Here is a 22,209-nt window from a genome sequence, read left to right as displayed (position 1 = left end):
GGCCCCCAGCGGCTGGCATACGGCGGCCATCACCATGCGCCTGCTGGTGGGCGAGGGCCTGCCGCTGGCCGGCGGCATCATAGGCGCTGGCGGCGAGATCAGCTGGCCCAAGCCGACACGGCCCGGCGACGTGCTGCATGTGGAGACCGAGGTGATCAGCGTCACGCCCTCGCGCTCGCGGCCGGACCGCGGCATGGTGGTGGTGCGCAGCGAAACGCGCAACCAGCACGGCGACGTGCTGCAGCAATCGACCTACAAGCTGGTGGTGCCGCGCAAGGCCACCTGATCCGGGGGCCTTGCGACCCGGGGCCGCTGTGCCAGAATCCACGCAAGAGGCCTCATAGGGCCTATTTGCGGGATATACAAGATGCTTATCAATTGTGTGGTCTACCAGAACGGTACCAAGCTCGCCGACATCCCGGTCGGCGAGATCAGCGACTACATCTGCCGGCCCGATGCCTTTGTCTGGGTGGCGCTGCAGGACGCCACGCCGCAAGAGCTCGAGGAAATGCAGCACGAGTTCGGCTTGCATGAACTGGCGGTCGAAGACGCCAGGCACGGCCACCAGCGTCCCAAGATAGAAGAGTACGGCGCCTCGCTGTTTTCGGTGCTGCACCTGGTGGAGACCTCCACCGACAAGCCGGGCGAGCTTCACGTCGGCGAAGTCGATGTGTTCACCGGAAAAAACTATGTGCTCTCGGTGCGCAACCGCAGCAACAAGGGTTTTCTGGGGGTGCGCGAACGCTGCGAGCGCGAGCCCGAACTGCTGCGCCACGGCTCGGGTTTTGTGCTCTATGCCCTGATGGATGCGGTGGTTGATCGCTACTTTCCCATCCTCGACGATCTGGAGACCGAGCTGGAACTGATCGAAAAGGAAATCTTCACGCCCGGCGCCGCACGCAAGAACATCGAGCGGCTCTATGAACTCAAGGGCAGCGTGATGATCCTCAAGCACGCGGTCGCGCCGCTGCTCGAAGGCGCGAGCAAGCTCTACGGCGGCCGGGTGCCGCAGATCTGCAGCGGCGTGCAGGATTATTTCCGCGACGTCGTCGACCATCTGACGCGCATCAACGCGCTGATCGAAAACATGCGCGACACGATAGGCACGGCCATCCAGGTGAACCTGGCGATGGTCACCATCGAGGAAAGCGAGGTGACCAAGAAGCTCGCGGCCTGGGCCAGTATCTTTGCGGTCTGCACCGCCTTTGCCGGCATCTGGGGCATGAATTTCGAGGCCATGCCCGAACTCAAATGGCGCTACGGCTACCTCATGGCCATCAGCATGATTGTGGTGGCATGCTCGCTGCTCTATTGGCGCTTCAGGCGCGCCAAGTGGCTGTAGAGCCACTCACAAAACCCTCCTGGCGTTGTTGCGTCGCCTTGCCGTGCTGGTGGCACTGTCTGCGGCGACGCGCCTAGCCAGGACCGCTTCGCTGGGCTTTGTGAGCGGCTCCAGGTCAGGAAACACGCGGCGGGGTGAAAGCCTTGCGCGCCGCCAACGCCGCCGTGCGGCTGGCACAACCTTCGATGTGGTCGTTGACCAGGCCCATGGCCTGCATAAAGGCATACATGGTCGTCGGCCCCACAAAAGTCCAGCCGCGTTTTTTGAGGTCCTTGGACAGCGCGATGGAGGCCGGCGAGGTCGGCATGGCTTTGACGGCCTCGTGCGTGATGCGCGCGGGCCTGCTTTTGGCCTCGGGCTCCAGCCGCCAGACAAAAGCGCCCAGCGAGCCGAACTCTTTTCGCAGCTCGATCACACGCTGCGCATTGTTGATGGTCGAGGCGATCTTGCCCGCATGGCGGACTATGCCGGCATCGTTGAGCAGGCGCTTGACATCGCGCGCGCCGAAGCGCGCCACCTGCTCGGCATCGAAGTTGGCGAAGGCGCTGCGAAAGGATTCGCGCTTGTTCAGGATCGTCAGCCAGCTCAGGCCGGCCTGGAAACCTTCGAGGCAGATCTTTTCAAACAGCCGGCGTTCGTCGTCCACCGGGAAACCCCATTCGCTGTCGTGGTAGTTGCGGTACAGAGGCGTTGCCTGGCACCAGGCGCAGCGCGTGGTGCGGCTGTCGTCGGTAAAAAGGCCCGCGGCGGGCGATGCGGCAACCGGGGATGGCTTGGGTGGGGTGGCTAAAGGCATGGGCGATTTTAGGCAGATGCGGGCGGCCGGCGTTATCATGAAATCCAATCTCCCTCATTGACCCGCCACTTCGGAAACACCCATCATGTCCCTCCAGCTTTGGCTCGCATTCGTCGCCGCAACGGCCGTCCTGCTCATCATCCCAGGCCCCACTATCCTCACCGTCATCAGCTACTCCATGGCGCACGGCAGGCGGGCCAATATTCCGCTGGTCGCAGCCGTGGCGCTGGGCGACTCGACAGCCTTGGTCGTGTCTTTGTTCGGCCTGGGCGCCTTGCTTGCGGCCTCGGCCTTCTGGTTCACGATGGTCAAATTGGCAGGCGGCCTCTACCTGCTCTACCTGGGCATCAAGCTGTTGCGCGCCGGCATATCGCCGCTGCAGGCTGCAGCGCCCGAAGCGCCCGGCTCCTTGTGGAAGCTGTTCGGCAATACCTACCTGGTCACCGCGCTCAACCCCAAGGGCATTGTGTTTTTTGTGGCCTTTTTGCCGCAGTTCATCAACCCGGGCGCTGACGTGACGCGCCAGCTCTGGGTGCTGGCGACGACCTTTGTGGTGATGGCCGGCCTCAACGCCACGCTGTATGCGGTGTTTGCCGCCTCTGCGCGCACGCTGCTGGCTTCGCCGCGCGCACAGCGGCGGTTTAATTTCGCGGGTGGCTCGCTGCTGTCCGCAGCTGGCGTCTGGGCTTTGCTGGCCAAGCGGCCAGCCTGAATTCCAGCGGCTTCAGCCGGCCGGTGTGCTGAGCGCCCGCTGCATGACCGCCGCGCCCTGGGTCATCATTGCGTCGACATAGCCCTCCAGCGCATCGGGCAGCACATCGGTGATCCAGACAAAACGGGTGCGCTTGTCGCCCTCGGCAAACAATTGCGCAGAAGCCATATGGTGGCTGGTCTTGCCGCCGGTCACGGTGTAGCTGAGGCGGTGGGCGGCTTCATGGATGCCCACCAGCAACTCGTGCGCCACCGCGCCGTTGGCAAAGGTCACGGTGCGGCTGCCTTCGCCGGGCTTGCAGTCCACCACAAAGCCCGGTGCCAGGCGCTGGTGTACCGCGTTGAAGTCGCGCAGCGCATCCCAGACACTTTCCATGCCGGCGTCGACGGTGAATTCCTTGTAGATCGTGGCCATGGTGCCCCCAGTCTGGCTGGCGCCGGGGTGGCGCCTTGCCATTACAGCTTAGCAATCAAACCGGGCGGCGTCAGACCTGATTCGGGGCTGTTTACAAATGTTTTCCTCTCAGCCTCAGCGCATTGCTGATCACCGACACCGAACTCAGGCTCATCGCCAGGGCCGCGATCATGGGCGACAGCAGCCAGCCGGTGAAGGGAAAGAGCAGGCCCGCGGCCAAGGGCACGCCGAGCGCGTTGTAGACAAAGGCAAAGCCGAGGTTTTGTTTCATGTTGGCAATCGTCGCTTCCGAGATTTTCCGGGCCTGCGCGATGCCGCGCAAATCACCCTTGACCAGCGTGATCTGGGCGCTGTTCATGGCCACGTCGGTGCCGGTGCCCATGGCGATGCCCACATTGGCCTGCGCCAGGGCCGGGGCGTCATTGATGCCGTCGCCGGCCATGGCGACGGTATGGCCTTGATCCTGCAGGCGCTTGACCAGCGCGAGCTTGTCGGCCGGCTGCACGCCGCCGTGCACCTCGTCAATGCCCAGGCGAGCGGCGATGGCTTTGGCGGTGGTCAGGCCATCGCCGGTGGCCATGATCACGCGCAGGCCGGCGGCTTTGAGCGTCGCCAGGGCCTCGGGCGTACTGGCTTTCACCGGGTCGGCCACGGCGAGCAGGCCGGCAAGCCGGCCGTCGACCGCGAGGTGCATCACGCTGGCGCCTTCGGCACGCAGGGCTTCCGCCTGGGCCAGCAAGGCATCCACAGCCACACCGGCCTGCGCCATCAACGCGGTATTGCCGAGCGCCAGCAGCCGGCCGGCCACGCGCCCGCTGACGCCGATGCCGCTGGCCGACTCGAAGTTCTCGGGCGTGTCCAGCGCCAGGCCGCGCTCGCGTGCCGCCGCCACAATGGCGTCGGCCAGCGGGTGTTCGCTGCCCTGGTCCAGGCTGGCGGCCAGCCGCAACACCTCGTCGGCGTTGAATCCGGCGGCTGGGACCGCGCGGTCGAACGCCGGCTTGCCGGCCGTCAGCGTGCCGGTCTTGTCGACGATCAGTACGTCGACGCTGCGCAGGTGTTCAATCGCCGCCGCGTCGCGAAAAAGAATGCCCTGGCCGGCCGCCTTGCCCGTGGCGACCATGATGGACATCGGCGTGGCCAGGCCCAGTGCGCAGGGGCAGGCGATGATAAGCACCGCCACCGCATTGATCAGGCCGTAGACCCAGCTCGGCTGCGGGCCGAAAAATCCCCATCCCAGAAAAGTCAGCACGGCCACGGCTACCACGGCCAGCACAAACCAGCCGGCCACCTGGTCGGCCATGCGCTGCAGCGGGGCCTTGGAGCGCTGGGCCTGGGCGACCATCTGCACGATTTGCGACAGCATGGTTTGCGCGCCCACGCGCTCGGAACGCATCACCAGGGCGCCGCTGGTGTTGAGCGTGGCGCCTATCAGCTTGTCGCCGGGGCGTTTGCTCACGGGCAGGGGTTCGCCGGTCAGCATGGATTCATCGACGGCGCTGCCGCCTTCGGTGACGATGCCGTCAACCGGCACTTTTTCGCCGGGGCGCACGCGCAGGCTGTCGCCGACGTGCACATGGGTCAGCGGCACGTCTTCCTCGGTGCCGTCGGCCTTGATGCGCCGCGCGGTTTTGGGTGCCAGGCCCAAAAGCGATTTGATCGCGGCGGACGTTTGCGAACGCGCCTTCAGCTCCAGCATCTGGCCGAGCAGCGTCAGCGAGATGATCACGTCCGCGGCTTCAAAGTAAACCGCCACACGGCCCATGGAAACAAATGAATCCGGAAACACCCCGGGCGCGAGAGCGGCGATCACGCTGTAGGCAAAGGCCGCGCCCGTGCCCAGGCTGATCAGGGTCCACATGTTGGGGCTGCGGTGGGCCACCGATTGCGCGCCGCGCACAAAGAAGGGCCAACCTGCCCACAGCACCACGGGCAGGCTCAGCACCAGTTCCACCCAGCTTTGGACGGCCATGTCGAACCAGCCGAGCTGGTGCCCGAACATGGCCAGCACCGTGACCACCACGCTGAGCGGCAAGGTCCACCAGAAACGGCGCGTGAAGGATTTGAGCTCCGGATTGTCATCGTCGTCGAGGCTGGGCATGACGGGCTCCAGCGTCATGCCGCAGATCGGGCAGTTGCCCGGATGGTCCTGGCGGATTTCCGGGTGCATGGGACAGGTGTAAAGGGTTTCGCCGCCCTGGCCGATGTCGGTTTCACGCGCCGTTTCGGTCGCAGGTGCTGCCTTGGGGGGGCCGGCATAGGTCGCCGGATCGGCGGAGAATTTGGCCAGGCAGCCGGCGCTGCAGAAGTAGTAGGGCCTGCCCTCGTGTTCAAGGCGGTGCGGGGACGCCGTGGTGACGGCCATGCCGCAGACGGGATCCTTCAGCCCGGCTGGTGCCGCGGGCGGCATATGGCCTGTGCCGTGTACGCCTCCCGGCGCGGCGTGGTGTGTGTGATTCATGGAGGGCTTCCTTTTCCATTCTGCAGACCTGGACCAGGCCCACGGACAAGCGTAGACCTTCCCCCTATGGGAAGGTCAAGCCTGAGGGATTCGAGGGGTATTTGCCGTGGGCGGCCACAAGCATCTTCAGGCCCTCCCGTGGTGGATGGCCTGATCCATGTCAACTGAAGGCGCAAAACCTGCACGCCTGGGCGTGCCAGCCCGGCTACACGGGCACGGTGTAGTTCAAGGTCATGCGCCCGCCGTCCACCACCACGATCTCGCCGGTGATGTAGCTGGCCGCATCGCTGGCCAGGTAGGCCACCGTGTCGGCGATCTCCGAGGGCTCACCCAGGCGCTTCATGGGCGTGCGGCTCATGATTTTGGCCTTGGCCTCGTCGCTGGTGAGCACGGCTTTGGCGGCCAGTTCAGTCGAGATGGTGCCAGGCGCCACGGCATTGACGCGCACGCCCTGGCCGGCCAGCGACAGCGCCATCACGCGTGTGAGCTGGTTGATGCCGCCCTTGCTGACGTTGTAGCTGGCAATCGTGGGAATCGCGAGCACGCCGTTGACCGAACTCATGTTGACGATGCTGCCTTTGCCGGCGGCCGCCATCACGCGCGCCACGGCCTGGCCCACCAGGAAGGATCCCTTGAGGTTGATGCGCAGCACGGCGTCGAAGTCGGCTTCCGTCACCTCGAGGAATTCGGCCGCCTTGAAGATGCCGGCGTTGTTGACCAGCACGTCGATGCGGCCGTGCGCGGCCACGGTTTGCGCGACCAGCGCATCGACCTGGGCCTTGTCGCCGACGTCGCAATGCACATAGAGGCCGCCCAGTTCCTTGGCCAATGCCGCGCCGCGCGCGTCGTCTATGTCGGCAATTACCACATGGGCTGCCTCGCGCGCAAAGCGGCGCGCGCAGGCCTCGCCTATGCCTTGCGCCCCGCCGGTGACGATGCAGACGCGGCCGGCCAGGCCGAAGGAGATGGTGGATGCCTGCGCGGACGTGGGGATGTTCATGCCCGCATGCTACCCGTGTAGGCCGCGATGAAGTTTTTCGCGCTGTCGGCCACCTGGGCGGCCGTCATGCCGGGCTTGTACAGCGCCGAGCCTATGCCGAAGCCGCTGGCACCGGCCGCGAGGTAGGCGCCCATATTGGCCGGCGTGACGCCGCCCACCGGCATGACAGGGACTGTTACTGGCAGCACGGCGCGCAAGGCTTTCACCACGGCCGGCGTGATCATCTCGGCCGGAAATAGCTTGAGGCCTGTGGCGCCCGCTTCAAGCGCGCCGAAGGCCTCGCTGGGGGTGATCACGCCGGGCAGGCAGACCATGCCCAGGCGCGCGGCTTCGCGCACCACGGCCGGGTTGAAGTTGGGCGAGACGATGAGCTGGCCGCCCGCGGCCTGCACATTGCGCACGTCTTCGGGCGTCAGCACCGTGCCCGCGCCTATCAAGGCTTCGGGATAGGCGCTCGCCATGGCGGCGATGCTCTCCAGCGGCTGCGGCGAGTTGAGCGGGATCTCGATCAGCGTCCAGCCCGTGGAGACCAGCGCCTGGCCGACGGGCAGGGCCTCGGCCGGCGTAAGTCCGCGCAGGATGGCGACCAGGGGGAGAGTGGCCAGGGCTTGGGAGAATTTGGAGTGTGCGGTGTTCATGGTGTTCTATCAATGGGTTCGCGGGGTCAGCCAAGCGTGTCGGCAATCGCGCGCAAGCCGCGCCAGGTGGCACCCGCGCCCACGCGCTGCACGGGCACGCCGAGCTGTGCCAGCGCCTGTTCGTAGCGGGCCGTGAGTGCTTCGGCACCCATGACCACGACGGGTTCGCCGCGCGGCAGCGTCTGCGCCTTGAGTTCTTCGCCTATCACGAGGCCCGACAGATAGCTGGGCAGGGCCTGCTCGCCCATGCGGCCGAACAGCGACAGCGTGCGCGTGCTGAAAGCCGTGTTCAGCAGGCCGGGGCCGGCCAGCGCATGGGCCACGCCCCGGTCAAAGGCGGCGCTGTCCAGCGTGGGTTCGTCCTCGGGCAGCATGCGCGCGAGGATGGAATGGCGGCGCAGCAGCGCATAGAGCTCGCCGGTCATCCAGGTCGAGAAGTCCGTCACCTTGCGGCCAGTCACTGTGGCCCATTTGCTGTGCGTGCCGGGCAGCACCAGCCGGGCATGGTTGAGGCCCAGTAGCTGCAGGGCGCCGAAGATCTGCGTTTCCTCGCCGCGCATGACGTCGGGCACGCCGGCCTTGTCAATGCTCAGGCCCGGCACGATGGCGATGCGGCCCGGCTCCACCCACTCAAGCGCGGCGGCAATCGCATCGAAGCCCGCGGGGCAGGCGCAGTAGGGCGCTTCGCGCCAGCCTTGTTTGCTGCCGGCCATGCCGGAGATCAGGCACAGCGTGCCGGGCGTCATCCAGTCGCCAAAGCAGCTTTGAAAAACCTCGGGAAAACCGCCGTCCTCCACCGTCAGGATGCCGCGCGGGAAAGCGCGTTCTTCCAGCGCCGCGCCATCGGCGCCCAGCAGCGCGCCGCGCAGCGACGAACTGCCCCAGTCGACCGCCAGCAAGCGGCTCACAGCAAGGCCCTGACCTGTTCGGGGCGCGGCAGCGGCGCCACGGCGCCATAGCCCTGCACCGTGAGGGCGGCCGCCGCATTGGCGTAGCGTGTGGCGTCGAACACCGTGTCGCCCTGGGCGATGCGTGCCAGCAGGTTGCCGCAGAAGCAGTCGCCCGCACCGGTGGCGTCCACCAGCTTCACGCGGTGCACCGGCACGCGTTCGCGACGCGTGCCGTCGCTGACCAGCGCGCCGTCGCCGCCCAGCTTGAGCACCACGGTTTTGGCGCCCAAGCCGTGGCCCCAGTCCACCACCTGGTCGGGGTCCGTCATGCCGTTGAGCGTGGTGATGTCTTCCAGGCTGGGCAGGAAGATGTCGCACAGTGATACGGCATGGCGGGTGCAGGCCAGCGCGCGGTCCAGCGGCCAGAGCTTGAGCCGCAGATTGGAATCAAACGAGACAAGCGTGCCGGCCTCCTTGGCCAGCTTCATCGCGGCAAAGGCCGTGTCGCAGGCGCTCGCGGAAATCGCCAGCGAAATGCCCGAGACATGCAGCACCCTGGCCTGGCGCACGGCATCGGCTGCGCCGGCCTGCTGCAGCCAGGCCGGCGTCATGCGGCTGGCCGCTGAGCCCGCGCGCAGGTAGCTGAACTCATGCCCCTTGGGGCCGTGGGTGACGAAGTAAAGGCCGGTGCTGGCTTCGGGGTCCTGCTGGACGGCTTGCGTGGAGACGTTTTCGGCGGCCCACAAGGCCATCAGCGACTGGCCGAAGGTGTCGCCGCCCAGGCGGGTCAGGTAGGCGGTGCTGGCGCCGGCGCGCGCGGCCGCGATCACGGCATTGCTGGTGTCGCCGCCAAAGCCCTGAAGGTAGTTGGGCCGGTCCGCGGTGGTCTGGTTGAACTCCACCATGGCTTCGCCGAGTGCGACGACATCGAATTTTCTGGCTTGCATTGGGTTTCCTGGCTTCTTGCGCCTTCTTCGGGCATCCCGGCGCGGACCTTTTCAGGGAAGAAAAACCGGGAAAAGCACGCCGCGCCTCACCCACTATGGTACCCGCCGCCCGCGCGCGACCCGGTACCCGCCTTGTACCCGGCTCAGTGGTTGTCGCGCGGCACAAAAGCCCCGCGTTTGCCGACCAGGAAATCCAGGTCCACGCCTTCGTCGGCCTGCAGCACGTGGTCGATGTAGAGCTTCCAGTAGCCCGAATTCAGCGGCGGCTGGGGCGGCGTCCAGCTGGCCATGCGTTTTGCCAGTTCCTCGTCGCTCACATGCAGGTGCAGGCGGCGATTCGGCACGTCGAGCTCGATGATGTCGCCGTTCTGCACCAGCGCCAGCGGGCCGCCGGCGGCGGCTTCGGGCGCGGTGTGCAGCACCACGGTGCCGTAGGCCGTGCCGCTCATGCGCGCATCGCTGATGCGCACCATGTCGGTGATGCCTTTGCGCAGCACCTTGGGCGGCAGCGGCATGTTTCCGACCTCGGCCATGCCGGGATAGCCCTTGGGCCCGCAGTTTTTCAGCACCATGACGCAGTTCTCGTCGATGTCCAGGTTTTCGTCGTCAATGCGTGCGTGGAAGTCTTCAATGGTCTCAAACACCACGGCCCGGCCCTTGTGCACCATGAGCGCCGGCGTGGCCGCGCTGGGCTTGATGACCGCGCCGCGCGGCGAGAGGTTGCCGCGCAGCACGGCAATGCCGGCTTTGTCCTTGAAGGGCGCGGACAGCGGCTTGATCACGTCGGTGTTGAAGTTTTCCGCGTCGGCGATGTTTTCGCCTATGGTCCTGCCGTTGGCGGTGATGGCGCCGGTGTGCAGGTGCTGCGCGATTTCCTTCATGACCACCGGCAGGCCGCCGGCATAGCAGAAGTCTTCCATCAGGTATTTGCCCGAGGGCTGCAGGTTGACCAGGCAGGGCAGCTCGCTGGCCAGCCGGTCGAAGTCGTCCACCGTGAGCTCCACGCCTATGCGCCTGGCAATCGCGATCAGGTGGATCACCGCGTTGGTCGAGCCACCAATCGCGGCCAGCGTCTTGATGGCGTTTTCAAACGCCTGGCGCGTGAGGATTTTCGACAGCGTGAGGTCTTCGTGCACCATCTCGACGGCGCGGCGGCCGGCCATGCGCGCCAGCACATTGCGCCGGCCGTCCACCGCGGGATAGGCGGCGTTGCCCGGCAGGCCTATGCCCAGCGCTTCGACCATGCTGGCCATGGTCGAGGCCGTGCCCATGGTCATGCAGTGGCCGTGGCTGCGGTGCATGCAGCTTTCGGCTTCGAAGAATTCCTGGAGTTTCAGGGTACCGGCGCGCACTTGCTCGCTCATGCTCCAGACGCCGGTGCCCGAGCCCAGCTCCTGGCCGCGCCATTTGCCGCTCAGCATGGGGCCGCCGCTGACGCCCACCGTGGGCAGGTCCACGCTGGAGGCGCCCATCACCAGCGAAGGCGTGGTCTTGTCGCAGCCCATCAGCAGCACCACGCCGTCGATGGGGTTGCCGCGTATGCTTTCTTCCACGTCCATGCTGGCCAGGTTGCGGTACAGCATGGCGGTGGGGCGCAGCAGGGTTTCGCCCAGCGACATCACCGGAAACTCGAGCGGGAAGCCGCCGGCCTCATAGACGCCTATCTTGACCTGCTCGGCAATCGTGCGGAAATGCGAGTTGCAGGGCGTCAGTTCGCTGAAGGTGTTGCAGATGCCGATGACCGGCCGGCCGTCGAACTGGTCATGCGGAACGCCTTTGCCCTTAACCCAGCTGCGGTAGGCAAAGCCGTCGCGATCCTGGCGGCCGAACCACTGCTGGCTGCGGAGTTCATGGGCGGGTTTTTTCTTGGGTGGTGTGCTCATGCGGGAAAGTCCTTAATTCGTCAAACATATTATCGTCATACCATTGAGCTGACTATCTTAGTGAAAACCATGACCGCAGGAGCCCGCCCCGTGTCCGTCCCGTCCAGCCGCCCGCATATCCTCACCGTCGCCAAGCTCCCGCCCTTTCTGATGGAGCCGCTGCAGGCGGCTTATGAGGTCCATGACAGGTTGCATGAGAGCGACCCCGCGGCCTTCGCCAAGGTCGCGCCGCTGGTGCGCGGCATCGCCGGGGGCGGGGAGTCCAAGGTGCCGCGTTCGCTGATGGACCAATTGCCCGCGCTGGAAATCGTTTCCATCATGGGGGTGGGCTATGACGGCGTGGACGTCGCCGCCGCGTTGGAGCGGCGCGTTCCTGTCACCCACACGCCCGGTGTACTCAACGACGAGGTGGCGGACCTGGCCATTGGCCTCATGCTGTCGGTGGCGCGCCGCATCCCGCTGGCGGACCGTTATGTGCGCGCCGGGCGCTGGGCCAAGGAGGGCCCCATGCCGCTGGCGCGCAAGGTCTCGGGCGCGCGCCTGGGTATCGTCGGCCTGGGCCGCATAGGCCAGGCCATCGCGAGCCGGGCCGAAGCCTTCGGAATGTCGATTGCGTACACCGGCCGCAGCGCCAAGGCGGAACTCGCTTACACCTTTTACCCCACGGCACAGGCACTGGCCGCGCAGGTGGATTTCCTCATCGTGATCACGCCGGGCGGGGCCGGCACGCGCCACCTGATCAATGGCGAGGTGCTCAAGGCCCTGGGGCCCGAGGGCTACCTGATCAACGTCGCGCGCGGTTCGGTGGTCGATGAGGCGGCATTGGTTGATGCGCTGCAACAAGGTGTGATTGCCGGTGCGGCGCTCGACGTGTTCGAGAAAGAGCCGCACCCAGCCGAGGCGCTCTGGTCCATGGAGAACGTGGTGCTGACGCCGCACATGGCCAGCGCGACCGTGCAGACACGCCATGCCATGGCCAAGCTGGCCGTCGACAACCTGCGCGCGCATTTTGCCGGGCAAGCCCTCTTTACCCCGGTGCCGGAATGGCATTGAATCCACCCTGGGCTCGGTTCCGGGGCCGGGATGCTCCGGGTTTTCCATAAAAGATCAGGGGGTTAATCATCATATGATAACAATGCGTCCGAGAGCGCAAGGCGCCGAGTTTTTGCAGTTCAACAACCCACCCGCAGAGGAGACAAGACACATGAGACTCAAGACAATCCTGGCCGCCGCGATGGTCGCGGCAGGCCTCATCACGGCGGGGCAGGCCTCCGCCCAGGAAAAGCTCACCGTCTGGTGGGTCAAGGGCTTTTACAAGGCCGAAGACGATGCGCTCTTCGCCGCGATCAAGAAATACGAGGAAAAACACAAGGGCGTGAAAGTCGAGCTCTCGCAGTACCCCGTGCAGGACATGATCCCGAAAACCGTCGCGGCGCTCGACTCCGGCAGCCCGCCCGACGTGGCCTATGCCGATGTTTATGACTTCCAGGTCGCCGGCAAGTGGGCCTTCGACGGCAAGCTTGAAGACATCAGCAGCGTGATCAACCCCATGCGCGCGCGTTTCGCGCCGAACACGGTGGAGACCGCCTTCCTCTACAACGACGCCACCAAGACCCGGGCCTACTACGCCTTCCCGATGAAACAGCAGACCATGCACATCGAGTACTGGGTGGACATGCTCAACGAGGCCGGCTTCAAGGAATCCGACATTCCCACGGCCTGGAAGGACTACTGGTCCTTCTGGTGCGACAAGGTGCAGCCCGCGCATCGCCAGAAAACCGGCAATCGCACCTTCGGCATAGGCCAGCCGCTGGGCGTGGATTCCAGCGACTCGTTCTACTCCTTCCTGACCTTTATGGACGCCTACAACGTCAAGCTGGTGAGCGACAGCGGCAAGCTGCTGGTCGACGATCCGCAGGTGCGAGCGGGTCTGATCAGCGCGCTGACGGACTACACCCAACCCTACGCCAAGGGCTGCACGCCGCCCTCGTCCACCAGCTGGAAGGACCCGGACAACAACGTCGCCTTCCACAACAAGACCACCATCCTGACCCATAACGCGACGATTTCCATCGCCGCGAAATGGCTGGACGACATGAACAACGCGTCGCTCAAGCCGGAAGACCGGGAGACCGCGAAGAAGAACTACACCGAGCGTATCCGCACGGCGGGCTTCCCGAACAAGCCCGACGGCAGCAAGATGGTGTACCGTGCCGCCGTCAAGGTGGGTGTGGTGTTCAACCAGGCCAAGAACAAGGCCCGCGCCAAGGAGTTCGTGTCCTTCCTGATGCAGGAAGAGAACCTCACGCCTTATGTGGAAGGCTCGCTGGGCCGCTGGTTCCCGGTCACCAAGACCGCGCAGCAGCGTCCGTTCTGGAAAGCCGATGCGCACAGGCTGTCGGTCTACAACCAGTTCACCGCCGGAACCGTCAACTTCGAGTTCACCAAGAACTACAAGTTCACCATCCTGAACAACGAGAACGTCTGGGCCAAGGCGGCCAACCGCGTGATCAATGAAAAGATGCCGGTGGACAAGGCCGTTGACGAAATGATCGCCCGCATCAAGACCGTGGCGAACTGAGCGCTGACCGACTGAAGAAAGCCGCGCCGCCTGTCTGGATTCCCGGGCCGGCGGCGCGCGTCAACAAAGCAAAGCATGAGCACTGCAACCATCCAACAGGCCGCCCCTTCGGTGCGCGCCGAGCGCGCCGCCATGACTTCGTGGGAGAAGTGGGGACTCGCGCTGGTCGTTCCCTATCTGCTGATTTTCCTGATCTTCGTGATCTACCCCGTGGGCTACGGCCTGTGGCTGGCGCGTCATCCGGACAGCTATGTCAGGCTGTTCGCCGACCCGATCTTTTTCCGCTCGCTGGTCAACACGGTGGTGTTCATCGTCGTGGCGGTGAACCTGAAGATGATGGTGGCGCTGTTCCTGTCGGGTTTTTTCCTGAACACGCGCTGGTGGATCAAGGCGCTGTCGGTGATTTTTATCCTGCCCTGGGCCGTGCCCTCGATTCCGACCATTCTGTCGATGCGCTTCATGCTCAACCCCGAGTGGGGCGTCATCAACACCCTGATTTTCAAGGCCACGGGCATAGACGGCCCCAACTGGCTCAATGACCCGACGCTGGCGCTGTCGTTTTCCATGCTGGCGCACATCTGGAAGTCCCTGCCTTTCTGGACGCTGATCCTGCTGGCCGGGCGCATGGCGATTCCGGCCGAGCAGTATGAAGCGGCCTCGGTGGACGGCGCCACGGTCTGGCAGAAATTTCGCTTCATCACCTGGCCGTCCATGCGCTCGCTGTACCTGACCTCGACCATCCTGTCCATGATCTGGACGCTGGGCGACTTCAACAGCGTCTACCTGCTCACGGGCGGTGGGCCGGCCGACCTCACGCACGTGCTGGCCACGCTGGGTATCCGTTACCTGCGCCTGGACCAGGTCGACCTGTCCCTGGCCTCCATCGTCGTGGCCCTGCCCCTGGTGCTGCCGCTGGTGTACTTCATGATGAAAAGGTTGTCCAAATGAGCCGCGTCACACTGCGTTCAGTCACCCGGGAGGCCAGGCTGCTGCTGATCGGCATCCCGGTCCTGCTGTGGACGCTGATCCCGATCTACCACATGGTGCTGTTCGCGATCTCGCCGCGCAACGAAGCCACGACAGGGCGGCTCTGGCCCAAAAAACCCACGCTGGACAACTTCGAGACGGTGTTCTGGCAGAAGCATTTTTACCTCGACCACTTCTGGGTGCAACTGGGCAACTCGCTGGTGATCGCGCTGTCGGTGGGGGTGCTCACGCTGGTGGTCTCCACCACCGCGGCCTTTGCCATCAGCCGGCTCAAGGTACGCGGCGGCCGCACGGTGATGAATATGGCGCTTTTCACCTACTTCATCCCCGCCGCCTTCCTGGCCGTTCCCATGTACAAGACCATGGGCAACTACGGCATGCTGAACCACCAGTGGTCCCTGATCCTGGCCATGGTGACCATCGCTTCGCCCTATTGCATCTGGGTGCTCAAGCAGGCCTCCGACAAGCTGCCTTACGAGCTCGACGAGGCGGCCCGCATGGACGGCGCCACGGCCATGCAGCTGTTCCGGCTGGTCTACCTGCCGCTGATGGTGCCTTCGCTGGTGGCGGTCGGCACCTATGCGCTGCTGCTGGCCTGGAACGAATACCTCTACGCCTTCCTGCTGCTGTCCAGGGACACCAGCGTGACGCTGGCGGTGGCCCTGGGCAATTTTCTCGCCGCCGACGACTCGCCGTGGGAACTGCTGATGGCCACCGGCCTGATTTACGCGCTGCCTCCGGCGGCAATTTATTACGCTTTCAAGCGCTATATGGTGTCGGGCCTGACGGCCGGCGCCGTCAAAAGCTGAAAACATGGCCCCCACGCTTGTCACTTCGTGTACTGCGCTGCCCCCCGGGGGGGCCGCAGCCGGCTTGGGGCGGCCCGGCGCCGGCTGGGGCTCGGTCTTTATCAGGAAATAACGGGAATCTCATGGCATCTGTATCGTTTCGCAATATTGAAAAGGCCTTCGGCAAGGTCAAGATCATTCACGGCATCAGCTTCGACATCTCCGACGGCGAATTCGTCGTGCTGGTGGGCCCCTCGGGTTGCGGCAAGTCCACGCTGCTGCGCATGCTGGCCGGGCTGGAGGAAATCAGCGGCGGCGAGATGTCGATCGACGGCAAGGTCATCAACGAACTCGACTCCAAGGACCGTGACATCGCGATGGTGTTCCAGAGCTACGCGCTTTACCCGCACATGACGGTGCGCGACAACATGGCTTTCAGCCTGAAGCTGCGCAAGGCCGATGCCGAACTCACCAACAAGCGCGTGGGCGACGCCGCCCGCATCCTGAACCTGGACCCGCTGCTGGACCGCTTTCCACGCGAGCTCTCGGGCGGGCAGCGCCAGCGCGTGGCCATGGGGCGGGCCATCGTGCGCGACCCCAAGGTCTTCCTGTTCGACGAGCCGCTGTCCAACCTGGACGCCAAGCTGCGCGTGGCCATGCGCGCCGAAATCAAGGCCCTGCACCAGCGCCTGAAAACCACCACGGTCTACGTCACGCACGACCAGATCGAGGCCATGACCATGGCCGACCGCATCGTGGTCATGCACGACGGCATCATCGAGCAGATAGGTACGCCCCTGGAGCTGTTCGACCGGCCCGGCAACCTGTTTGTCGCGCAATTCATAGGCTCACCCGCCATGAACGTCCTCAAGGGTGTTTTGCGCAAGGAGGGCGGCCGGGCCTGGGTCGAGGCCGAGGGCTACCAGTGGCCCATAGGCCAGATCGCCCAGGCGCAGGACGGCCAGCCCGTGCACTACGGCGTGCGGCCCGGCGACCTGTCGCTGTCCGCCACGGGGCAGGGCATTCCGGCCAAGGTCATTGTGGTCGAGCCCACCGGCGCCGAGACCGAGTTGCTACTCGAGGTGGGCGGCGCGAAGATCATCGTGGTGATGCATGGCCGCACGGCGGTGCGCCCCGACGAGACCGTGCACCTGGACATTGCGGCCGGCAAGACCCATGTGTTTGACGATGCCAGCGGCGTCCGCCTGGATTGAGGCCGTCCATGGTTGTGAACTCCTTCAGGCTTGACGGTCGCCTTGCGCTGGTGACCGGCTCTTCGGGCGGCATCGGTTTCGCGTTGGCGCGCGGCCTGGGGCAGGCGGGAGCCACCCTGGTGCTCAACGGCCGCGACAGCGCCAAGCTGGAGCGCGCGGCCGGCGTGCTGCGCGATGAGGGCCTGGCCGTCCACACGCGAAGTTTTGACGTGACCCAGGCTGCCGCGGTCCAAGCGGCGGTGGAGGACATCGAGGGCACGCTGGGTGGCATAGACATCCTCGTCAACAACGCCGGCATGCAAAGGCGCATGGCCCTGCAGGATTTCCCCGAACAGGACTGGCATGAGCTGATGCGCACCAATGTCGACAGCGTCTTTTTTGTCGGGCAGGCGGTCGCCCGGAAAATGATCACGCGCGGCAAGGGCAAGATCATCAACATCTGCTCGGTGCAGAGCGAGTTGGGGCGTCCCAACATCGCGCCTTATATGGCCAGCAAGGGCGCGGTCAAAATGCTGACCAAGGGTATGGCGATCGACTGGGGTCCCCACGGCATCCAGGTCAACGGCCTCGGGCCCGGCTACTTCAAGACCGAACTCACGGAAAAACTGGTGGCCGACGAGCAGTTCAGTGCCTGGCTCACAGGGCGCACGCCCAGCAGGCGCTGGGGTGAAGTGGCCGAGCTGGCCGGCGCGGCCGTGTTCCTGGCCAGCGATGCCTCCAGCTTTGTCAACGGCCATGTTTTATATGTCGACGGCGGGGTGACGGCGACTTTGTGACGCCGCCGTCCCGCGCAACCAGGGAGAAACATCATGCGTGGACTTGTCTGTCATGCGCCCCTAGACCTGCGCCTTGACGCGCTGGATACCGAAATCCTGGGCCCGCAGCAGCTGCGTGTGCGGGTGGCCTACGGCGGCATTTGCGGCTCCGACCTGCATTACTTCCAGCACGGCGGCTTCGGCACGGTGCGCATCAAGGAGCCCATGGTGCTGGGCCATGAGGTGTCGGGCGTGATCGAGGCCGTGGGCAGCGAGGTCAGCGGCCTGCACGCCGGCCAGCGCATCGCTATTTCCCCTTCGCGGCCTTGCGGCGTTTGCCGCTTTTGCCAGCAGGGATTGCACAACCACTGCATGGACATGCGGTTTTACGGCAGCGCGATGCGCTTTCCGCACATCCAGGGCGCGTTCCGCGAAACCCTGGTCATCGAGGCCGCCCAGGCGCATCCCGTGGCCGACGACCTGCCGTTGTCCGAGGCCGCGCTGGCTGAGCCCCTGTCGGTGGGCTTGCACGCGATTTCACGGGCCGGCTCGGTGTTCGGCAAACAGGTGCTGGTCACCGGCTGCGGCCCCATAGGCGCCTTGCTGATCGCCGGCCTGCGCCGCGCAGGCGCGGCCCGCATCGTCGCGGCCGATATCGCCGAGCTTCCCCTGGCCTGCGCCAAAAAGATGGGCGCGGACCAGACCATCAACCTGGTGCAGGAGCCGGACGGCCTGGCGGCCTTCGCCGCCGGCAAGGGGCAGTTTGACGTGATGTTCGAGGCCTCGGGCAATGAAAAAGCCCTGGTCGCCGGCCTGGACGTGGTGGCGCCGCGCGGCGTTATCGTGACGGTGGGCCTGGGCGGCAATGTCTCGCTGCCGCTCAACACCCTGGTTGCCAAGGAACTTGAGCTGCGCGGCACCTTCCGTTTTCACCCCGAATTCGCTGTGGCGGTGGCCTTCCTGAACCAGCGCCTCATCGACGGCCGGCCCGTCATTACCGACATCGTCGCCTTCGACCAGGCCACGCATGCCTTTACACTCGCCGGCGACAAGCGCCAATCCATGAAGGTGCAGATCGCCTTTGGCGGTGAAGCTTCATGAGGCGCCTGCTTTTCACCCCCATTCACCGGAGTTCCTTGTGAGCGTTTTCTCCAAAGTCATTCTTTACACCGATACCGACGGCCGCGCTAGATTCCGGGAAGAGGCCGTCCCGCTGGGCGAAGGCTCGCCGCAGGCCATGCTGTCGGAACTGTTCGCTTCGGGCGGCTACCAGCTGCGCCACAGCCCTGTGGGATTTCGCAGCCAGTTCCATTGCACGCCGAATCCGCAGTGGGTGTTCATCCTGGGCGGCGAGATGGAGATCGGCCTGCAGGGCGGGGTCTCGCGCATCTTCAAGCCGGGCCAGCATTTCTACTCGGCTGACGTGCTACCGGCCGGCGCCACTTTCGACCCGGCCCTGCACGGCCACTGGAGCGCGCAGGTGGGGCCGGACCCGCTGGTCACGCTGTTTGTGCGGGGCTGAAAGCGCGCCATGGCCACCATGAAAAACGTCCACGGCAACACGGTAGACCATATCGGAGAAGCCATCGTCGCGGGCCGTTATGCCGCCGGCATGTCCATGCCGCCGGAGCCGGTGCTTTGCGAGGAGCTGGGCGTGAGCCGCACGGTGGTGCGCGAAGCGGTCAAGTCGCTGATCGCGAAGGGGCTGGTCACCACCGGCCCCAAGGTCGGCACCCGCGTGCTGACCGAGGAGCATTGGAACTGGTTCGACCCCGATGTCATCGCCTGGAAGGCCAAGGCCGGCATCACGCCCGAATTTTTGCGCGACCTGCTGGAGTTGCGGCGCCTCGTGGAGCCCGCCGCCGTACGCATGGCCGCCGAGCGCGCCACCGCGCAAGAGATCGCCGAGATCGAGGACGCCTATGCCGGCATGAAGCGCGCCGTGGAAGGTGGCGGCGACTACGTCACCTACGACCTGCGTTTTCACCAGGGCCTGCTGCGCTCCGCGCACAACCGCATGCTGATCCAGATGAGCAAGGCGCTGAGCGCCTTGCTGCGCACCAGTTTTGAAATTTCCACCATCCGCAAGGACGGCCCCAAGCGTTCCTTGCCGCTGCACCGGGCGGTGCTGGACGCGGTGATCGCCCGCAACCCAGCCAAGGCCGAAAAGGCGATCCTGGTGCTGATTGACGGTGCGCGCGAGGATATCGAACTGGTGCTGGGCTCGCGGCGGCGGCTGCCTAAATTGAGCAATCCGGCCAAGCAGCTTAAAGCGGCGGCCTGAGACGCTCACAAAACCCTCCTGGCGTTGTTGCGTCGCCTTGCCGTGCTTGTGCACTGTCTGCGGCGACACGCCTGGCCAGGACCGCTTCGCTGGGTTTTGTGAGCGTCTTTTTCTTGGCGTCTTAGCGGCGCTGCATGTCGCCGGACAGGATCACGTGGTGTCCCTGGCGAACAGCCACTTCCTCGACCAGCGTGCGCGCGACGCTGTCCGCCGAAATGGACTGGTAGTTGAGCGGTATCACGCGGCTGAGGCGTTTTGACAGGCTGATCGCCAGGTTTTCACCGCCGCGCAAGGGCTGGCCCAGCGACTCCCGGTCGCCTGCCAGAAAAGACGGCCGTGCCACCACCATTGTGGAAAAACCGAGCTGCGAGAGCGCTTGCTCGGCCTCGCCCTTGACGCGGGTGTAGAAGAGGAGGGAGTGCGGATCGGCGCCCATGGCGCTGACCAGGCCCAGGCGCGTGGCGCCTGCATTGCGGCCGGCTTGGGCGACGGCCAGCACGGCGTCGAAATCCACCGCCCTGAAGGCCGCGCGGCTGCCGGCCGTCTTGATGGTGGTTCCCAGCGCGATGAAGACATCGTCCACCGGCGGGGCCTTGAAACCGGCAAAAGAATCGACCAGGTGCACGGCCAGCCGGCTGTCGTGCCGGGCCGGTGCGCGGCGGCCCACGCAGTGGACCGCCGAATAGCGCTTATCGGCCAGTAAAAGGTCCAGGACCGCCCGGCCGACGAGGCCCGTTGCCCCGGCCACCAGAGCCACCCGCGCCGCCGCCGGAGCGGTTGCCGCGGTAGTTGCCCCGGTTGCCGCCCGTGGGCTGGCCGGAGGAGGGGAAGCCTGAGGAGGCGTGGCTGGCGGGTTGGCGGTCGTCGAAGTCATTGCGTGGCTCCCTGGACTCGTTGCGGGGTGCGCGCGGCTGCTGCTCGTCGCGCTGGCGTGGCGCCTGGGCCTGCCGTGGCGGCTGGCCGTTCTGGGAATAACCCGAAGCCTGGCGTGGCTGGCCGGGGTTGGGGGTGCGCGGGCCGCGGCCGCTGCCGCCGCCATTGCCTCCACCACCGTTGCCGCCGCCGGCGGGGCCGCGACTGCGGCCACCACCGTTGTTGCCGCCGCCGTTGCCGCCGCGCGCGGGCTGGGCGCCCTTGGTATCGCGGATGCGCTGCATCATCTCGGTGCGGGCGGCCTTGGCGGCGGCCTGCATCACTTCGCGGCTGGGCGGCTTGCCCAGGCCGCCCCAGATGGTCTGCCGGCCCATGGCCAGCGGCTCGGCGCGTTCGCCGGGCTCGGCTTCAAAACCGGGGACGACGATTTTTTCGATGTTCTGCTTGGTGAAGCGCTCGATGTCCTGCATGAAGCCTTCCTCATCGAGGCAGACGAGGCTGACGGCTTCGCCGCTGTTGCCCGCGCGGCCGGTGCGGCCGATGCGGTGCACATAGTCTTCGCTGACGTTGGGGATTTCGTAGTTGACGACGTGGGGCAGCTCGTCGATGTCGATGCCGCGGGCGGCGATATCGGTGGCCACCAGCGCGCGAATCGTGCCGCTCTTGAAGTCGGCCAGCGCCTGCGTGCGGGCGGTCTGGCTCTTGTTGCCGTGCAGCGCCATCGCGGGAATGCCGTGCTTGGTCAGGTGTTCGGCCACGTTGTTGGCGCCGAACTTGGTGCGCGTGAACACCAGTACCTGGCTCCAGTTGTGTTCGTTGATGATGTGGGTCAGCAGCGCTTTCTTCTTGCTGCGGCCCACGGGGTGGATCGTCTGCGTGATGCGCTGCACCGTGGTGTTGCGCGGCGTGACCTGGATGGATTCGGGGTTCTTGAGCAGGCCGTTGGCCAGCTCGCGGATTTCATCGCTGAAGGTCGCACTGAACAGCAGCGACTGCTTTTGCTTGGGCACCAGGGCCAGCACCTTCTTGATGTCGTGGATGAAGCCCATGTCCAGCATGCGGTCGGCTTCGTCCAGCACCAGGATCTGCACCTGGCTCAGATCCAGCGTGCCCTGGCTCGCGTGGTCCAGCAGGCGGCCGGGGGTGGCGACCAGGATGTCCACGCCGCGGCGCAGTTTTTCGATCTGGGCGCCCATGCCGACGCCGCCGAACATCACCATGGAGGTGAGGTCGGTGTATTTGCCGTAGGTGCGCACGCTTTCCTCGACCTGGGCCGCGAGTTCGCGGGTGGGGGTCATGATCAGGGCGCGCACGGCGTTGACGCCGCGGCGGTTGGTCAGGCGCGCTTCGGTGGACAGGCGCTGCAGCAGGGGCAGCGTGAAAGCCGCGGTCTTGCCGGTGCCGGTCTGGGCGCCGCCCAGCAGGTCCACACCCTTGAGCACGGCGGGGATCGCCTGGGCCTGGATGGGGGTGGGTGTGTCGTAGCCCTGCTCGAGCACGGCCTTCAGAATGGCCGGGGCCAGGTTCAATTCTTCAAATGTCATGATGTGGCGCCGTAGGGCGCTTTGGATCGGCCTGTTGGGCGCCCTGCTGGAAGGCAACCCGCCAGTCAAAGGCAGATGGGGTCAGAAAGTCGGGCCGAAA

The 22,209-nt window shown here is 65.5% G+C and carries 21 protein-coding genes and 1 pseudogene; 12 read left to right on the top strand and 10 right to left on the bottom strand.

Annotated features, from left to right (window positions below; all coding sequences use genetic code 11):
- Positions 1 to 286: pseudogene (locus PMI15_RS11380) on the top strand (dehydratase); the annotation flags it as partial.
- Between the two features lie 81 nt (positions 287 to 367).
- Positions 368 to 1,342 (top strand): magnesium and cobalt transport protein CorA, encoded by a 975-nt coding sequence (locus PMI15_RS11375; RefSeq protein WP_007868473.1) that lies wholly within the window; start codon positions 368 to 370, stop codon positions 1,340 to 1,342.
- A 115-nt stretch (positions 1,343 to 1,457) separates the two neighbouring features.
- Here PMI15_RS11375 and PMI15_RS11370 read toward each other — a convergent pair whose 3' ends face one another.
- Positions 1,458 to 2,138 carry a DNA-3-methyladenine glycosylase I gene (locus PMI15_RS11370; protein WP_036838507.1) on the bottom strand — a complete coding sequence of 227 codons (681 nt, stop codon included), beginning with the start codon at positions 2,136 to 2,138 and terminating at the stop codon, positions 1,458 to 1,460.
- A gap of 85 nt (positions 2,139 to 2,223) precedes the next feature.
- Between PMI15_RS11370 and PMI15_RS11365 the strand changes: the two genes are divergently transcribed.
- Positions 2,224 to 2,850, top strand: a complete 627-nt coding sequence (locus PMI15_RS11365) for a LysE family translocator (protein WP_007868467.1) — start codon at positions 2,224 to 2,226, stop codon at positions 2,848 to 2,850.
- 12 nt (positions 2,851 to 2,862) lie between these two features.
- Here PMI15_RS11365 and PMI15_RS11360 read toward each other — a convergent pair whose 3' ends face one another.
- From PMI15_RS11360 to PMI15_RS11330, 7 genes are all read right to left on the bottom strand, one after another.
- Positions 2,863 to 3,264, bottom strand: a complete 402-nt coding sequence (locus PMI15_RS11360; RefSeq protein ID WP_007868463.1) for an SRPBCC family protein — start codon at positions 3,262 to 3,264, stop codon at positions 2,863 to 2,865.
- Between the two features lie 91 nt (positions 3,265 to 3,355).
- A complete protein-coding gene (locus PMI15_RS11355; RefSeq protein WP_007868459.1) occupies positions 3,356 to 5,725 on the bottom strand; it encodes a heavy metal translocating P-type ATPase in 2,370 nt (789 codons plus the stop codon).
- A gap of 205 nt (positions 5,726 to 5,930) precedes the next feature.
- Positions 5,931 to 6,725, bottom strand: coding sequence for an SDR family NAD(P)-dependent oxidoreductase (locus PMI15_RS11350; RefSeq protein WP_007868457.1), 795 nt, complete (start codon positions 6,723 to 6,725; stop codon positions 5,931 to 5,933).
- Complete coding sequence (locus PMI15_RS11345; protein ID WP_007868454.1) at positions 6,722 to 7,363, bottom strand: 2-dehydro-3-deoxy-6-phosphogalactonate aldolase; 642 nt, start codon at positions 7,361 to 7,363, stop codon at positions 6,722 to 6,724. Before PMI15_RS11345 ends, PMI15_RS11350 begins: the two co-directional genes overlap by 4 nt.
- 26 nt (positions 7,364 to 7,389) lie before the next feature.
- Positions 7,390 to 8,271: a 2-dehydro-3-deoxygalactonokinase gene (locus PMI15_RS11340; protein ID WP_007868451.1), complete on the bottom strand. Its 882-nt coding sequence runs from the start codon at positions 8,269 to 8,271 to the stop codon at positions 7,390 to 7,392.
- Complete coding sequence (locus tag PMI15_RS11335) at positions 8,268 to 9,200, bottom strand: sugar kinase (RefSeq protein WP_007868447.1); 933 nt, start codon at positions 9,198 to 9,200, stop codon at positions 8,268 to 8,270. Before PMI15_RS11335 ends, PMI15_RS11340 begins: the two co-directional genes overlap by 4 nt.
- Before the next feature lie 143 nt (positions 9,201 to 9,343).
- Positions 9,344 to 11,083, bottom strand: coding sequence for an IlvD/Edd family dehydratase (locus PMI15_RS11330; protein WP_007868445.1), 1,740 nt, complete (start codon positions 11,081 to 11,083; stop codon positions 9,344 to 9,346).
- Between the two features lie 69 nt (positions 11,084 to 11,152).
- On the opposite strand from PMI15_RS11330, the gene PMI15_RS11325 reads away from it, so the two are divergent.
- From PMI15_RS11325 to PMI15_RS11285, 9 genes are all read left to right on the top strand, one after another.
- Positions 11,153 to 12,136, top strand: a complete 984-nt coding sequence (locus PMI15_RS11325; protein ID WP_051001957.1) for a 2-hydroxyacid dehydrogenase — start codon at positions 11,153 to 11,155, stop codon at positions 12,134 to 12,136.
- Positions 12,137 to 12,287: 151 nt separating this feature from the next.
- Entirely contained in the window at positions 12,288 to 13,664 is a 1,377-nt protein-coding gene (locus tag PMI15_RS11320) for an ABC transporter substrate-binding protein (RefSeq protein WP_007868441.1), read from the top strand.
- A gap of 75 nt (positions 13,665 to 13,739) precedes the next feature.
- On the top strand, positions 13,740 to 14,612 hold the full coding sequence (locus tag PMI15_RS11315) for a carbohydrate ABC transporter permease (RefSeq protein ID WP_007868440.1): 873 nt from the start codon (positions 13,740 to 13,742) through the stop codon (positions 14,610 to 14,612).
- Entirely contained in the window at positions 14,609 to 15,460 is an 852-nt protein-coding gene (locus tag PMI15_RS11310; RefSeq protein WP_007868439.1) for a carbohydrate ABC transporter permease, read from the top strand. Before PMI15_RS11315 ends, PMI15_RS11310 begins: the two co-directional genes overlap by 4 nt.
- 122 nt (positions 15,461 to 15,582) lie before the next feature.
- Complete coding sequence (locus PMI15_RS11305; protein ID WP_007868438.1) at positions 15,583 to 16,653, top strand: ABC transporter ATP-binding protein; 1,071 nt, start codon at positions 15,583 to 15,585, stop codon at positions 16,651 to 16,653.
- Between the two features lie 8 nt (positions 16,654 to 16,661).
- Complete coding sequence (locus tag PMI15_RS11300) at positions 16,662 to 17,429, top strand: glucose 1-dehydrogenase (protein ID WP_007868437.1); 768 nt, start codon at positions 16,662 to 16,664, stop codon at positions 17,427 to 17,429.
- A 33-nt stretch (positions 17,430 to 17,462) separates the two neighbouring features.
- On the top strand, positions 17,463 to 18,509 hold the full coding sequence (locus tag PMI15_RS11295; RefSeq protein WP_007868435.1) for an L-idonate 5-dehydrogenase: 1,047 nt from the start codon (positions 17,463 to 17,465) through the stop codon (positions 18,507 to 18,509).
- Positions 18,510 to 18,546: 37 nt separating this feature from the next.
- Positions 18,547 to 18,930 (top strand): hypothetical protein, encoded by a 384-nt coding sequence (locus tag PMI15_RS11290; RefSeq protein WP_007868433.1) that lies wholly within the window; start codon positions 18,547 to 18,549, stop codon positions 18,928 to 18,930.
- A gap of 9 nt (positions 18,931 to 18,939) precedes the next feature.
- Positions 18,940 to 19,692 carry a FadR/GntR family transcriptional regulator gene (locus tag PMI15_RS11285; RefSeq protein WP_007868430.1) on the top strand — a complete coding sequence of 251 codons (753 nt, stop codon included), beginning with the start codon at positions 18,940 to 18,942 and terminating at the stop codon, positions 19,690 to 19,692.
- A gap of 121 nt (positions 19,693 to 19,813) precedes the next feature.
- Here the strand turns inward: PMI15_RS11285 and PMI15_RS11280 are convergent, their stop codons facing one another.
- Both PMI15_RS11280 and PMI15_RS11275 read right to left on the bottom strand, forming a co-directional pair.
- A complete protein-coding gene (locus PMI15_RS11280; RefSeq protein ID WP_238541107.1) occupies positions 19,814 to 20,440 on the bottom strand; it encodes an NAD(P)H-binding protein in 627 nt (208 codons plus the stop codon).
- Positions 20,382 to 22,109 carry a DEAD/DEAH box helicase gene (locus PMI15_RS11275; RefSeq protein WP_007868424.1) on the bottom strand — a complete coding sequence of 576 codons (1,728 nt, stop codon included), beginning with the start codon at positions 22,107 to 22,109 and terminating at the stop codon, positions 20,382 to 20,384. The genes PMI15_RS11280 and PMI15_RS11275 overlap by 59 nt, the downstream gene beginning before the upstream one ends.
- Positions 22,110 to 22,209: the final 100 nt, after the last annotated feature.

Source organism: Polaromonas sp. CF318 (genome assembly GCF_000282655.1).
GTDB lineage: Bacteria > Pseudomonadota > Gammaproteobacteria > Burkholderiales > Burkholderiaceae_C > Polaromonas.
Note: the sequence above shows the minus strand (reverse complement) of the source record. Positions and strands in the feature narration are given on the sequence as shown.